This is a genomic window from Micromonospora pisi, assembly GCF_003633685.1.
Classification (GTDB): domain Bacteria; phylum Actinomycetota; class Actinomycetes; order Mycobacteriales; family Micromonosporaceae; genus Micromonospora_G; species Micromonospora_G pisi.
This window is the reverse complement of record NZ_RBKT01000001.1, coordinates 4,549,213-4,563,701: the sequence shown is the minus strand read 5'-3', so window position 1 is coordinate 4,563,701 and position 14,489 is coordinate 4,549,213. Positions and strand designations below refer to the sequence as shown.

14 protein-coding genes are annotated in these 14,489 nt (G+C 65.5%); 2 read left to right on the top strand and 12 right to left on the bottom strand.

The window, feature by feature from the left end:
• Positions 1–77 precede the first annotated feature (77 nt).
• The 8 genes from BDK92_RS19320 to BDK92_RS19285 all read right to left on the bottom strand — a co-directional run bounded on the left by BDK92_RS19320 (position 78) and on the right by BDK92_RS19285 (position 8,283).
• Entirely contained in the window at positions 78–1,592 is a 1,515-nt protein-coding gene (locus BDK92_RS19320) for a LacI family DNA-binding transcriptional regulator (protein WP_121157962.1), read from the bottom strand.
• A 73-nt stretch (positions 1,593–1,665) separates the two neighbouring features.
• Complete coding sequence (locus BDK92_RS19315; RefSeq protein WP_121157961.1) at positions 1,666–1,983, bottom strand: helix-turn-helix domain-containing protein; 318 nt, start codon at positions 1,981–1,983, stop codon at positions 1,666–1,668.
• A gap of 188 nt (positions 1,984–2,171) precedes the next feature.
• Positions 2,172–4,130: a DUF3987 domain-containing protein gene (locus BDK92_RS19310; protein WP_121157960.1), complete on the bottom strand. Its 1,959-nt coding sequence runs from the start codon at positions 4,128–4,130 to the stop codon at positions 2,172–2,174.
• Positions 4,131–4,164: 34 nt separating this feature from the next.
• Positions 4,165–4,455: a hypothetical protein gene (locus BDK92_RS19305; protein WP_121157959.1), complete on the bottom strand. Its 291-nt coding sequence runs from the start codon at positions 4,453–4,455 to the stop codon at positions 4,165–4,167.
• Positions 4,452–4,727, bottom strand: a complete 276-nt coding sequence (locus tag BDK92_RS19300; RefSeq protein WP_342775830.1) for a hypothetical protein — start codon at positions 4,725–4,727, stop codon at positions 4,452–4,454. Before BDK92_RS19300 ends, BDK92_RS19305 begins: the two co-directional genes overlap by 4 nt.
• Before the next feature lie 102 nt (positions 4,728–4,829).
• Positions 4,830–7,031 carry an FtsK/SpoIIIE domain-containing protein gene (locus BDK92_RS19295; RefSeq protein ID WP_121157958.1) on the bottom strand — a complete coding sequence of 734 codons (2,202 nt, stop codon included), beginning with the start codon at positions 7,029–7,031 and terminating at the stop codon, positions 4,830–4,832.
• A 188-nt stretch (positions 7,032–7,219) separates the two neighbouring features.
• Entirely contained in the window at positions 7,220–8,029 is an 810-nt protein-coding gene (locus BDK92_RS19290) for an ABC transporter permease (RefSeq protein ID WP_121157957.1), read from the bottom strand.
• On the bottom strand, positions 8,029–8,283 hold the full coding sequence (locus BDK92_RS19285) for a DUF6284 family protein (protein WP_121162389.1): 255 nt from the start codon (positions 8,281–8,283) through the stop codon (positions 8,029–8,031). The genes BDK92_RS19290 and BDK92_RS19285 overlap by 1 nt, the downstream gene beginning before the upstream one ends.
• Positions 8,284–8,444: 161 nt before the next feature.
• Between BDK92_RS19285 and BDK92_RS19280 the strand changes: the two genes are divergently transcribed.
• Together BDK92_RS19280 and BDK92_RS19275 are read left to right on the top strand one after the other, a co-directional pair.
• Positions 8,445–9,233, top strand: coding sequence for a GntR family transcriptional regulator (locus BDK92_RS19280; protein ID WP_121157956.1), 789 nt, complete (start codon positions 8,445–8,447; stop codon positions 9,231–9,233).
• A gap of 11 nt (positions 9,234–9,244) precedes the next feature.
• A complete protein-coding gene (locus BDK92_RS19275) occupies positions 9,245–9,841 on the top strand; it encodes a GNAT family N-acetyltransferase (protein WP_121157955.1) in 597 nt (198 codons plus the stop codon).
• Positions 9,842–9,869: 28 nt separating this feature from the next.
• On the opposite strand, the gene BDK92_RS38475 is transcribed toward BDK92_RS19275, so the two are convergent.
• The 4 genes from BDK92_RS38475 to BDK92_RS38470 form a co-directional block, all read right to left on the bottom strand.
• Positions 9,870–10,100: a hypothetical protein gene (locus BDK92_RS38475; RefSeq protein WP_147457052.1), complete on the bottom strand. Its 231-nt coding sequence runs from the start codon at positions 10,098–10,100 to the stop codon at positions 9,870–9,872.
• A gap of 579 nt (positions 10,101–10,679) precedes the next feature.
• Positions 10,680–11,531, bottom strand: a complete 852-nt coding sequence (locus tag BDK92_RS19270; protein WP_121157954.1) for a helix-turn-helix domain-containing protein — start codon at positions 11,529–11,531, stop codon at positions 10,680–10,682.
• A gap of 27 nt (positions 11,532–11,558) precedes the next feature.
• Positions 11,559–12,077, bottom strand: coding sequence for a DUF6879 family protein (locus BDK92_RS19265; protein WP_342775829.1), 519 nt, complete (start codon positions 12,075–12,077; stop codon positions 11,559–11,561).
• Positions 12,078–12,522: 445 nt separating this feature from the next.
• Positions 12,523–14,103, bottom strand: a complete 1,581-nt coding sequence (locus BDK92_RS38470) for a hypothetical protein (protein ID WP_147457051.1) — start codon at positions 14,101–14,103, stop codon at positions 12,523–12,525.
• Positions 14,104–14,489 lie beyond the last annotated feature (386 nt).

Sequence of the window (14,489 nt, the reverse complement as noted above, 5' to 3'; positions counted from 1 at the left end):
CCCGAGTCTGCCAGAAGTGCCAGCAAGAGCCCACTAAGCGATCGCATAAGTGGGCCTTCAAGCACACCTACCGATGCTCACGGCCGGGCAGCCTGCAACAGCTGGTCGAGAATTGCCACAGGCGAGCCGGGGGCGATCTCCCGGCGGGCGGCCAAGGCAGCCCCCCAGAGGCCCGTCAGGTCCTCCGTAAGCCGATGGCGCATTCCCGCCGTGACGTGTGAGTACCGGGCCTGCACCGACCCGTCCTCGTGACCCATTCGCTCGTCCATGAGCTTTGGTGGTACGCCCAACTCGACCATGAGGGTCTTGTGAGTGTGCCTCAGCCCATGCGGCGTCAGCTTCGGGGCAATGGGCACCCAGCATGAGTCGGCGCGTTCGAATGCGTTCCGGCCCCGCACCGGTACGCCTGGCCAGGGATTGCCGAGAATCGGCACCGGCCGAGCCGAATGGGGAGCCTTCCTCGGGTACCACCCAGTGGCAGCGGGATGAAACAGCCACGTCGCGAAGCCCGTACGACGCCAATGGGCGGCAAGCTCCCCCGATGGACCGCCACGGACGTACCCAAGATCGGCGATAGCAATCATGACCTTGGCTCGGGTCGGTTCCGTGACGGCCTCAGGGCGGTTCAGAGCCGTCGACACCGTGCCGGTCGAAACGCCCGCCCGGCGGGCAACGTCAACAAGCTTCGCTCCCGGTCGACTTGCCGCACCATTCGCCGCCCGATGACCTTGAAAGACGTACGTCCGTCCATGGCACTGGCACGGCTTCGGCCCGGTGCGAGCAATGTGACTCGACACCAACTCAGCCAGCCAGCCCGGAGTGTCGATCGTCCGTCGGGAATCATCCTTCGGCGGGCATCGGCGAAGCTCGCCCGTGTCCAGCTCGTAGAGCTGCCACTCCACGCGGACGCTGTTGGGCCGGACAAACTCCGTCTCCAGCCCGACCAACTCGCCCCACCGCATCCCGGTGAAGCCCATGAGCGTGATGGCGACGAATTCGTCATCACGGCCGGACAGCAGGGCCGCCCGCTCGGCGATGAGCAGAATTCCGAGAGCGCTGGTCACCGCCTTCTCCGGTCCCCGGCTCCGGGATCGCCCGGCTCGCTTGCCCCTCCCCCGACGCTTGGCAGCCGGATTGGTTTCGCGGATCCCCTCTTCAACCGCGTCGGCCAAGATGAGATGAAGCGTCGCGCGCCAGGTCTTGACGCTGGAGTCCGCGTAGGGCACAGCCCGTTCCCGTTTCTCCCAGACGCTGATGTCGGCTGCCGTGATGTCCGCGATGGGCTTGTGCTCGAACGCGGGCAGGAGGTGTTCTTCGATGTGGCGGCGGTAGTTCTGCATGGTCGACGCGGCCAGGTCCTGTACCTCATACCACCGGCTCGCGTACTCCCCGAAGGTGATCCGCCCGACGGCCGGGTCCCGCCACACACCTCCGCGTACCTTGGCTTCTGCATCGTTCGCCGCCGCTTCGGCTTCACGCTTGGTCCGGAAGCGAATCGTGACACCAGTGGTGTCAGCCACCGTGCCGTACTTCCCACGATCGATCTTGTACCGACCGCGCCAGTAGCCGCTGCGCTTCTCCGCGTACCCCAAGGTCTGGTTCCTCCGTTGTTGTCGTCGCTGGTCAGCAGGCGAGGGTTTCTTGGATTCAGGCGGCAGTGGATGACTACTGGTCAGCGCCGAGTGCCCGGCGAGGCGTTCGCGCCCGGAGACGGGTTACCGACTGCACCGCGCGCGGCACGCGTGCTCTGGGCTCCTGCGCCTGTTCGCACGACACCGGTCCGGCCTCGGTCGGCCGCACCTCGAAGAGCCGAATGATCTCGGTCAGGTGCCCATCGGTGAACCGGTAGCTACCACCGATCCAGCTGAACGGGATGCGACGCTTACGCGCCTGCTCCCTGATCCACCACTCGGAGCAGCCGAGCACCTTCGCAACTTCCGCCGGACGGTAGAGAGGAGTACGCACCAGTTCAGGGGCGTCCATGGCTGAGGAGTTCTCCTTCGAGTCGCCTGGGCATGGGCTGAGTCGGATATCTGGTACGGCCGCCGGGTGCCGAAGCTCTGGCGCCTCCTGCCCGCTCCGTCCGGCAGAACCGGTGACAGAACTGACAGAACTGACAGAACCTCGGATGGCAGGGGGTTGTGTCAGTTGTGTCAGTTCTGTCAGGCCCTTCACGCGGACCGCCGGGTGTCGGCGTCGGCGAGGGCGTGGACGGTGGCGACGGGCCGATGAACGTCGGGGTGGACGAGGTACGAGGGCGAGGGCGGGCGTCCGCCGGAACGAGTTCGGGCGGGCGCATCAAGTTGGCGGATGTAGCCGTGCATCTCCAGCACGGCGAGCGCGGGATCGAGGTCGGCGACGGTCGACATCTGCGCGTTCTTGACCGCCCGGAACAGCTCGCGCTTGGTGAAGGCGCTGGTAACGGTGCGTTCGATCCAGCCCAGGACGTGGCGGGCGTGTCGGGTGGTCTGGTCGGCTCCCATGTCGTCGAACGCGGCCAGGGCGTGGGCGGCGAAATACTCGCCGAGCAGGGCAGCCCGTTCGATGGTCTCGGCCTGGATGGGTTTGCCCCACCCGTCGCGGAGGTGTTCGGCGAGGTGGATCAGCCCGGCGACGCGGACTACCGCCCCGGTGTACTTGCTGCCCCAGTCCACGATGTGCGCCCACGCGCCGCCAGGTCCGAGCCGGGGTTCTACGGCTCGTTCGATCTCCAACACCCGCTCGTTGGCTTCCGGCGTGAGCAGGAGTACGGCCGGGTCGGTCCAATCGGCCAGCGTCATCACCAGAGCACCAAGGTTGGCCGCGTATGCGGTGGCGATTTGCTCCGGCACGGGATCAGCACCGATCTTTCGGCGTCCGACGGTGTTCTCTGGCAGGGAGAACAGGATCCGGGCAAGGAGTCCCTTGCCCCGAAAACCGGGCATACCGGCGATGTCACGGAGCACGTCGGGTTGCACGGCCAGGCCGAGCGTGAGGGCGGGATGTTCGACGTGTTCGGGGTCGCGGCTGCGCCGGTTGACTCGCAGCATGTCTCCGGCGTGGCCCTTGAGGAAGACCTCCAGGTTGGGGGTGCCGGAGTAGCGGCCGGCGATGGTGGCGAAGATGCCGCCTTCCGGGGACAGCACGGCCAGGCGCCCGCCCTGCTCCGCCAGCAGGGATGCCGCCTCCTCGCTCGTCACGTCGTCGGCGATGAGCTGCGGGAGAACCGGCACGGCGACGGCATCGGCGTTCATCGCGGCAGCGGTTGCCTCGGCCAACAACGTGTCCCGTCCGGAGGCATCGGCGTTGGCGGCGGCAATCGCAGCCTTCTCGGCAGCCTTACCAGCCACGCGGGCAGCCAGCTCGGCTTCCACAATCGCTGGCCGGGTGCGTTCCACCAACGCCTTCTCAGCCACGAGCAGCGGCCCGGTCATGGCACCGAACACTGCCGACTTGCGGGATCCTGGCGGGAGGGCAACGACGGTGAAGAGATTCGACGGTTCTCGCCATGAGCCGCGTACCTCGATCTCGGCCCGGCCTCCGGCGGCGGTGGACAGGGCGGCCAAAGCAACACAGCCGGCCAGGTCGACCGGAGTCTGGGTGAACTCCGCCACCCCGTAGACCATGTCTGCAACCCAGCTGGGCAGGACGTACGCGGGGAATTCGGGCAGGTGCCGCCGGTCGCCGAGCTGGATGAGTGGTGACCAGGTTCCGGAGTCGGCCTGGTCGAGCATCGCTCGGCCAGCGGCAACGACATCGGCCACGTCCGCGCCACCGTTGGCCATCTGGGTGAGGTGTTCGCCGAGGTTGACGACCTGGCGGCGGCGGGCGTGGTCGGCGACGATGCGGGCGTAGTGTCCGGCGTTCGCGGCTGTGGGTACGGACTGCATCAGGGTGTGCAGGTACGGCGCCCCACCGATCTTGGCGAGGTCGCCGGTCTCGGCGAGGTACGCCGCCAGGGCAATCGGATCCGCAGGAAGACCGTCAGCGTGTATCACGCACAACGCCTCCCAGATCACGCCGTGGGCGGGCCGGTAGAAGTCAGCCGGGCCGAGCAGAGCGGTCAGTTCGGCCATGACGGGCGGGGCGATGAGGACAGCGCCGATGACCGCCTGCTCGGCGTTCAGGTCGTACGAGGGTGCTCGGGTCACGAGGAGATTCCTCCTTCCGGACGAGGTCGTGTGGTCAGGCGGCGCGGCGTGGCCGAGGACGGGCGGCGATGGCGGCACGGGTGACGACCTGGCGGAGGTCCGTCAGCAGGCCGGCGAGTTGCCGGCGGGCAGCCGGTTCGGTGACGGCCAGGGCGACGCGTACGCGAATCTCGGCGTGCTGCCGTCCGTTGCTGACCTGGACGCGGGTGAGGACGGCGCGGCCGTGACCGGGAAGGTCCACCACGATCGACTCCGACCGGTGTTCGCTGAGGTTGCAGCGGTGGTCACGGGCGCACCAGTCGGTATGGGCGAGGTGGCGGGTCATCGGATGCCGTTGCGGTGCTCGCGGCGGATCTCGTTCCACAGGTGCCGGCCGATCCGGATGCGAAGGCCGGTGCCGTCGCAGCGGTTGCAGTGCCGGTAGGTCCGGCCTCGGCCGAGGCCGGAGCAGCGTCGACACGGGCCGAACGGCGAAGCAGCGCAGCGCACGAGGTAACCAAGGGTGAGCAGAGCAAGAAGAAGGCAGGGCAGGCTAGCGATGATCGCGGACGGGTCCACAAATGCCTCCAGGGCCAGTTTCAGGGCGTACGGAGCCACGGCCGCTAGGTCGCTAGCGTCCTGGCAGGGATAGAGATGGAGGGCTAGCGGTGCCGCTAGGTCTAGCGGGTGCCGGCGCTAGACCTAGCGGCCCACTCGGGGCTATCCAGCCTTCCGATGCCGATTACGTTCGGTCACAGCGGCGGCGATGTCGTCGCGGTGGATGCCCTTGCGGTTGGCGCCCTTGCCGGTGGTCGGATCGGTCCCCCAGACCTGCCGGCCCACGGTGATCCGGTGCGGCTTGAGCGCGGCGGCCAGTTGCCCCGGTTCCCATGCGCCGTAGACCTCGGGGCGCAGTTCGGCCAGTCGGGCGACCACGGTCTCTGACCACACCTTGGCCTCGGCGGCCGGCACGACGGTCAGGATGTCGTCAAGCAGGGTGTCCCCCGCCGTGGTGGTCGTCTCCGGCGCCTGGCCGATGGCGTGACCGGTCAAGGTCCCGGCCCGCTCCCGAAGCTCCCTCGCCCTCGTGACGACGGTTTCGACATCCTTGGCGGCGGCCAGGTTGGTCCTCACCGTCACCGCCTCCTCTACCGAGCCGGAGTCGTCCGCGCCGAGCAGGATGCCCACACCCTTGTGAGCGCGCTGGAACCGGGACGAGTCGTACCCGGCGGTGTAGGAACCGGCGCCCAACACTGCCTCGCTGGACTGCCAGGTCATCGTCTTGAGCGCGAAGCGGGTGCCGATGTTGTCGCGCAGGTCGGTCGGCACCGCCTTGCCGTCCGGCTTCTGAGTGGCGAGAAGGATCATGATCCCGACCGACGGGCCGACCTTGCACAGCTCGGTCAGCAAGGACACGATCTCCTCCCCGTGCACCGGGTGACCGGAGTACCGCTGAAACTCGTCAATCGCGACGAGGACCGGCCAGAGCTTGAGCGAACGCCGCTCCGAGATGCCTCGGGTGACCTTCGACTCCGGGCAGATGTCCGGCGGCAGGGTGGCGATCGTGTCGTACCGGCGGTTCATGTCCGCCACTAGCGCCCGCAGGTCTTCGACCAGGGACAAGACAACTTCGTCCCGTACGCCGAATCCGACGCGGTGGGCGACCCGTTCGAACGCCCGCCAGTCCTGACCACCCTTGCCGTCGTAGACGTGTAGTTCCACGATCGGGTCCAGGGCGGCGGCCAGCACCGGCAGACGGGCGGCGAACGTCTTGCCCATTCGCGGGATCGCCCCGACCAGCAGGGACGTGAACATCAGCAGGAGCGGGATGTCCCGACCACGCTGGTCTTGGCCGAACGGGACCGGGGAGAAGATGTCCACGGTTCCCTTGGCGATCAGCGGCCACAACCCGGATCCCTTGGCGTACGGGTCTTCGTCGGCGACCCACAGGGACAGCCGGCGGGCGGAACCGGCAGAGCCGCGTACCCGCTCCGGCCATACCTGCACCTCGTCCAGGTCCAGGCCGGCGGCGAGCTGGTCGCGCTTCTTGATGGCCTTGTCGGCGTTGGTCCAGAACGGCAGGTCAACGATCGCTCGCCAGCCCGGACCGTCACGCATGATCGGCGCGGGGAACGTGATCAGGTCATCGGCCTTGCACAGCCCGGCGGCCAGGAACGCCCGTGTCACCACGTCGGCCGACAGCTTCCGCGCCCGTGGGGTCACCGCGGCCACGTCCAACAGCGGCTTGTCCTTCGGTGTACCGGCCAGGCCGAGCAGGGCCACCGCACCGGCGAGCATCAACCAGCGTTGCCACGAACCGGCCAGCACCATCAGCACTGCTGCCGTGGGTGCGCCGATCAGCAGCGCGATGGACAGGACGATGCCGCGCCAGCGCACCCGAGCATCCCGCTGCCGGGACAGCTTGAGATACAGCTCGGCGTTTTCCTGCCGTACTGCGGCCATCCGGACCGGCCCGCCCTCGGCGTCGCACACCCAACGCGTGGTGGCGCCGATCAGCCGGGCCGCGCCGAACGGCGCCCGCCAGGTCAATCGGCCGGCGTACTTCGGGGTGCGAGTCAGGTGGTACAGGCTCACGTGGGAGTAGTGCGACAACGCCCACCGCCCAGCACTGGCCAGCTCGGCGCGCGACCGCAACCACGGGGGAACGATCGGCCGGCGGGTCGAGGTTTTGCCGGCCAGGCTGGCGGCGAACGTCGACGACATGGCCAGGTCCGGCGGGTCAACTGGTACCGGCTCGTCGGAGTCCTGCTGGTCGGCCTCGTCGTCCAGGTCTACGGCAAAAGACTTCGCGGGGTCGGTGGTCTTGCGCCGCCGCGCGGCCAGGTCGACCACGTCCGCGCCGTCGGACAGCTCCGCCTCGGCAGCGGACCAGTCGAACCGCTCATCAGGGTTGCTTGTCATGGTGCGTTACCTCCTGCTCAGAGCGAGACGACAAGGACGGGCAGGGACAGAAAGGGGACGGGCCAGGGCCGGTCCGGCGGGACGGTCGGGGGTGCGAACATGGGGATCCTTCCGAGGTCTTAGGACAGCGGAGGTGGGCCGGCGGCGCGGCGCGGTTTCCAGGCCAGAGACCGCGCCGCCGGGCAAAGTCAGGACTCGTCGGTGTGCAGCAGATGCGCCAGGGCGGCGCCCATGCCGAGCACGGCCACGGGCAGGCAGGCCACGAGGGTGGTGATCTGCCACGGGGCCGAGGTGATGCCGGCGGACTCCATCAGGTGGTAGGCCACCTGCCCGGCCGCGCCCAACAGAAGCGACCCGATCGCCGACCAGGCGGCGAATCGGCGAGCCCGCCGGGGTACACCGTCGCCGGACAGCCACGCCCGCAACGCGTACGCCGCGTACGCCTCCACCCCGATCGGCAGAGTGATCGCGGTATTGAGGCTCAAGCTGTCCCAGATCCCCGGAAGCGGATGCACCACACCGAACCCAGTGAGCCCACCGAGCCCAACCCACCCGGACCAGATGGCCACGAACGCGGGCGCGGCCAGCAGCAGCAACACCCACGACCGCATCGGCTTCCGTACCGCTGGAACGGCCTCCGTGGTGACCTTGGAAACCGGGTGTCCGTCTACCACGACCGGCGCCAATGGCTCCGGCCGTTCCACGGGTAGGGCGATCTCCTGCTCGGAGTTGGACCCGGTCGTGGCGTCCGCCGGCACCGGGTCTGCCGGTGGCACCGGTGGCACGTCCACCGGAACCGGATCGGTCGGCGCGACGGGCGAGGCGTCGGCGACGGTCAGCACTTCCCGCAACGCGGTCGCCTTGGGCGAGCCCACCCGAAGCTCCCGCATCAACCGGTTCCGGGAGGGAACCTCGCCGAGCTTGTCTGCGAGCGCACGAGCGGCGGGAATCAGTTCCTCCACCGGCTTGGGGTACGCGCTCGTCGTAGTCGCAGTCATCAGGCCACTGCCTTCCAGACGCGCGGCTGCTCACTCAGCGAGTCAGTGAGCACGGCGGCCACTCGCATGACTCGCTGCTCGGCCCGTCGGATCCTGCGCCGGTCGAGCGGCGACGGCCCGCCCTCGGAGTTCAGGGCCACGATCTCCGCATCCAGTAGCGCCAACTCGGCCTCGATCAGCGGCCACTCGTGCTCGATCGCGGCCAGGTCAGCAGGGCTCGGCTCCAGTTCCGGCCCATGGACAGACGTATCCACCCGACACTCCCTCAGCTTTGGGTGGCCCACTTGGGCCGCCCACTTGGTAGGTACCAAGAACCTCCCATGATGATCGAGAGCCTGTCAAGGCTTGGTCCGTACCAAGCGCTAGAATGAGTTGCTGACCAGCGCGAACCGTTGCCCCCACGTCAGGAGCGCAGATGTCCGAGAGCCCAGGCGGTACCGCCGGACGCGGCGAGGAGCCCCGTCACGTGACCCTGGCAACCACGATTCGAGAGGCAATCGCTCGCGGCGACTACACGCCAGGCGAACGTTTGCCGGCCGAACGGGAACTTGCCGATCGGTTCAACGCCTCCCGGACGACGGTCCGGCTCGCGCTGTCCGCGCTCAAGTCACAGGGACTCGTCGGCTCTGGCCAGGGCCAGGGCACCTACGTACGCAAGGCACGGCCGATCCGGGTTCTGGCGATGGACCAGGACCGGGCGGCACGTCGAGCGGAACACCACGCGGCCACGTTCAACTCCGAGGCGGCCCGACAGGGGCGAGTCGGCCGACAGGACATCCGCGAGGTGGGCCAGGTGCCGGCCACGGCGGAAACGGCCCGGTGGTTGGCGGTGCCCGAGGGAACGGACCTACTCGTACGGCGCCGGATCATGCTGATCGATGAGGAGCCGTACCAACTCGGGGACAGCTACTACCTCGCCGACCTGGTCAAAGACACTGCCATCGCGGTTCCGGAGCCGGTGGAAGAGGGTGTGCTGTCGGTGCTTGAGCGCGCTCATGGGAAGCCGATCGCGTACTACATCGACGAGCTGAGCTTCCGCATGCCGACCCCGGAGGAAGCCGAGCTACTGAAGCTCGATCCGGGCGTATCCGTGGTCCGCGCGGTACGGGTCGCGTACGACGGCGACCAACAGCCGCTCGAAGCGTTCGACCAGCTCCTAGCGGGGGACAAGCACGTGCTCGTGTACGAGGTGTCCGGCGAGTGAGACCAGCACCGATGCAGCCAGAGCCCGTCAACCTGATCGGCAATCAGATCGAGCTGGTGCCGCTGACCGAAGCGCACCTGCCGGACCTGACCAAGATGGCTCGCCACGATGAGATCTGGACCTACCTGGACGAGGCAACGCCACAGACGGAACCCGAGGTAGCCGCACTCATCACGGAAGCCCTCGAAGAGCAGGACCAGGGCGTACGCCTGCCGTTCGCCATCATCGATCGCGACAACGGCCAGGCGATCGGCACCATGAGCTACATCGACATCCAACGCGCCCACCGGGGGATCGAACTCGGTTGGGCGTGGATCTCACCCGACTACTGGCAGCGGGGGATCGCGCGGGAGGCGGCGTACCTGCTCATGCGGCATGCCTTCGAAGCGCTCGGCGCCATCCGGGTCGCCTTCAAGACCGATGCACGTAATGTCCGCTCGCAACGGACCATCGAAGGTCTAGGCGCCACGCAGGAAGGCACGTTCCGCAACCACCGAATCCTCCGTGACGGCTACCGACGTAGCTCGATCTACTACAGCGTGATCGATGACGAGTGGCCAGCGGTACGAACCGCCCTTGAGGCGAAACTCCGCCCACGCATGGTGTGAATGTAGGAACACGGAAGCGCCCCTGAGGCTATGCCTCAGGGGCGCGATTCGTCTGTGCGTGTTCGGCGTCGCGTAGATCGAACATCTCAGTCAACAAGCGAAAGCCATCACGGCTTGCGTGCTGCGCCTCGGATCGATTGCCACGAGCCGAAGCTGTGGCAGCCCTCGCCGTCGCCTCGCCATAATCCAGAACCAGGTTCATCAACGGATCATCGAGCTGTATGAGGAAGCTCGCGGCCTCCTCTTCCGGTTCAGCCATGGTGTCGCCGTTTCCGCTTCCTGCTCCCACCCTCAGGCGGAACAGAACCTGAGCCCGCGGTCGCAGAGGCGGTGAAGTCCTGGGCATAGCTGCCGGACTGCCCCAGGTACAGGGTGGCCGGACCAGTGCAGTCCAGCGCAGGTGAGGGCACGTCGCGCCAGTGCGACCACCACGCGCGGCCTCGCTTCCACAGTCTCACCTGTTACCCCTTGGCGGCCGGCGGTCCAGGACGAGGCGGCCACCAAGGACTAGGTGGTACTTCGCGTAGAAACGGGTCAGACAGGGGTACGGGTCGCCACATCGACAGCGGTACGGATAAAAGTCATGTGGAAGGTGTTGCTGCATTGCCTCGTGGGCTCGCTTGTCTCGAAGCGGGCCGGGGTCAGCCTCTAGAACCCAGTTCACCATCACACCCTCGCCGTCGTAGACCGGACAGGCAGTCGGCGGCCGGAATGCGCGTTCAGCCGCCAAAGGGGCGACGGTTCAGAGTGGGGTATGGAGCGGCAACCGTCGCGCCGTACATAGACGCTAAATTCGGCGGCGGCTGGCCTTCAACACGTGTGCTTGGGTTTGCGACGCTCACTCATCGAGCGCGTTGACCGCTGAGGTAATCAGGGTCCGTGCTGCCGAGCCGTAGACCGCAAGCTTGGCGAGTCTTACGAAGGCATCGCCGTATACCGCAATCTCGCATGGCTGGGTCACGGTGAGGTGACCGGAAGTCAGCTCGGCCGACACCTGTTCCTCATCGAACATCCAGAAGCCCTCTACCGGCCACATGGTCGACCTGTCGACGCCGAGCGGGATGATGCCGAGCGACACCGAGGGCAGCGCGGTGCAGGCGAGCAGGTGCCCGAGCTGCCCGACCATGGTTGCCTGTCCTCCGATGGGGAACCGGAGCACGGCTTCCTCCAGGACGATGGCGAACCGGTGGTCTCCCTCGCGTACCACTCGTTGCTTGTCCATCCGTACCTGCACGGCGGCGTCCAGGTCGTCCGGGATGCCGCGCCGGTCCATCAGTCCCAGCATGAGAGCCCGGATGTACTCACGGGTCTGCACGGGTCCAGGGATCAGCCGAGGGTTGTAGATGCGGAAGCGCTTGGTTCGCTCCCAGAGCGGCACTACGGCTTCCTGTGCAAGCCGCAGTCCAGTGCTCTCCAGCCGGCGCCACTCCACGAACATGCCCTCAGCCGCTCTGAGCGAGGCGATGAGGTCGGCAGCCTGGTCCGGCATCCCGCAGTGCCGGCACCACGCCCGGATGTCGTCCGGGGTGGGAGTCTGCTTGGCGTACTCGATCTTGCTGACCTTGGACGAATGCCAACCAGTCAGCCGGCCCAGGTCACGCCCGGTCAGGCCGGCATCAATACGGATCTCACGCAGGCGCACACCGAGCGCTTCGAGCGCCTGCTGAGCACTAGACGAGGGTGACGGCACAGGACAAGTCTGCGACGGTAAGGATGATCAGACCGGTTGGTACTCGTCGTGCGGGGTGGCCCGCTCCCACACGGCGGCGAATGCCGAGGCGCAGAGCTTCACCACGGCCGGCTCCTGGGTCACCTCGGCGCCAACCTTGTCCCCCTCACCACTGAAATGGTGGACCAGGACCAGAGTGTCATCGAACAGCCAGAAATCGTTGCCTGGCAGCGCCAAATCAGTAGTACGCCGCCGAGAAAGCCACCGCACCTGCTCACCAACAGCCACGTTTCGGAAGGTCACGTCGTACTCGAACCGGATGTACTCGCTTACCGGCTCCGACACCACCCGCGCCCGGCGTACCAGCACACCCCGACCGGTAGTCTCCGCCACCAACTCCAACCACGGATGCCACCACGACGCACGATCAGCCTGATCGTACTGGGACCCCTTTCGCCAGGCCAGATACATCGGATCATCCCGCATGTACCCATCCCGCAACTCCAAATGTACGGCCGACCGCTCACACGAACGCATCAACTCGTCAAGCCGACGCTCCGCCGCCACTCTGCACCTCCGGAAAGAACTGCATCATCCGTCGCGGGAACTCAATCACCGTCTCGTGCTCCGGGATACTCATCTGAGCCAACCGCTTAGGGTCCGTGACCTTCCACCCCTGGAAGACGTACGTATCCCGCTCCTCGTCGTAATATAGCGTCGGGGAATCACCGTTAGGGCTTTGTGGGTCCTTGCCAAGGAATCGCAGCATTCTCGGCTCCTAGTTATGGTAAGCAAACGACTGGCCGCTATGCCTCAGTGTGGACCTGTGTTGCAGCCAGGACAAGAGGTGTGCGGGAGTTTGCTCGGAACCAGAAGCCAAGGAGTTGACTTTGGAAATCAGTCTGGAGATCGTGCCGTATACAGATTTCCAGCCCCAGTCTACGCCCATCCGTCGACTGCCACCGAAGGCTCACCTCCACAGAACATCTAAAGACAGTTCGCCAGCCGCAAGTCACCGATCTAGGTGGTCGTTTCTCGCGTCCCAGTCGAGCAGCCTTTCCGATCCCAGTTCGACAAACAACACACCCGCTCCTTCAAGAGACGCCCTAAGGTGCGTCATCGCCGTTGTACTGGTAACAATAACCTGACTTAACCCATCGTGCCCTTCAGACAGGTAACGCAGGACTGCCTCGTAATCGTCAAGCTCCATATCCTGCTGCCTTGGCTCATCCAGCACTAATAGCCCAGGATGAGTACCTCGTTCCCGTCCAATTTGACGAATCGAGTCGAGATAAGCGAGCTTGATTCGCACGACATCACTTGCGCTGGCGTCGGTATCAACATCGAAACCTTGTCGCACCGGTTGCAGGGAGTCCACGTCAATCTGGACCAAGCTGGGGGCATAGCTGCCGAAACCCGATGCTTGAAGGCGTTGCCTCATAAGTGAACCTACTGAGCGCAAGACTTCCAGGTCGGACTCAGAGAGGCCCGCCGGAAGGGCATTTAGCTCGTTGCGAGCTGCAGCGATCGCCGCTGCGGTTTCAATGAGCGAACGCTGTTTGATATCAAAGGAGTCCATCGCTCTTTGGATCTCGTCGCGTCGGATCTCTGCAGAGATTCTCCTGGCGATATCCCCGCTCTTCGGGATCTGGTTCGGTGTTACTGCATCGCCTTCGAGGGAGCGGAGTTGCACGCGCAAGTGATCAATTTCTCGCTGCATTGCAGAATACACATTCGCCGACTGCTCCGCTACAATCCGCGAACGTTCCCTCATCGCACTAGCGGTGGAAAGCTGAGCATTTAGCAGGCCGATGGTCTCGCCGACGTCGAGCGTCGGACCAAGTTCGGCCGACTCGACGGAATCAAGCGACTGCTTGCACGTTGGGCAGTTATGGTCCGCAATATGTTGCGCAGAAGTCTCGCTACCGAGCCGTATCAGCGTCGCAATATCTCTATTCCGATCTCGTTCTTCCTGCAGTCCGTCAATGCGCCGGTCCAGCGCCGCCAACTGCGCCTCCGCCATGGTCAAATCCTGCTCAAGCAACCGCGCCGCAGCCAAGACGTCATTGAGTTCCTCTCTGACGTCGTCAATTTGGCGTCGGAGCTCTGTATCAGTCGGACCATTTTGCGAGGCTGCATCAATGGCTGCGACTGCGGCGTTCAACTCAGCGTGTAGGTTACGAAGCAAGTCTTCGGCCGGCAGCCACTCCCCTTCCCGAACGATCTGAAGCATCGCTCCGCCAAGGTCGGTTGGCTGGGCGAAAGTTGTACGAGCGACCGAGCCCGCTGGGCGCTCTGGCACGCCGACGATACGGCCACCAATCGCGCTTGCCTGCCCTTTAAGCGCGGAAAGCGTTGACGTCCACTCGATCTGCAGGTCGTTAATGCTGCGGTCTAACTCCTCGCGCCGCCGTCGAGCCAACGGACCCTCTAGTCTCAGCAAGAATTCGGCGGCGCGTCTGACGGGTTCTCGTATCTGATAACGCTCAACCTTGCGCGGACCAGATGATACCCATGCCTGCTGATCCACAATAAGGAACGGAAATATCACATCCGGGTACAGCAGTACGGGCTTGCCCGCATAGTCCACCACGCCCGGCAACTCCCACCCAAGGAATCTCATCAGGAGGGCGTGAAAACCGCGTTCACCCTGAACACTCCCGGCCGAATGTAGGAAGTAGTCTGTTGGGCGGGACTCGGGTGTCTGTCGTGTAACCGCAGGCTCGCTCCAAACCCTGACGAGGTCGGGGCGAAAAGTCGGGTGCTTGATATACCTTTGCGCCGTAAGTATTTCACCCATGCCATTGTCTAATTCTACTGCCACCCAGCTTGATGCGACAGGCATTGTGACTTCCTGACCATCTCGCTCAGCTATGATCTCGCTCGTTAAGGCGCTCCCAAGGGGTGCGTGAGCACGGGCGCTAAGCATTCTCTCCATGCCAAGCGCGTAAATTATGCCTTGTACGATTTGGGTCTTTC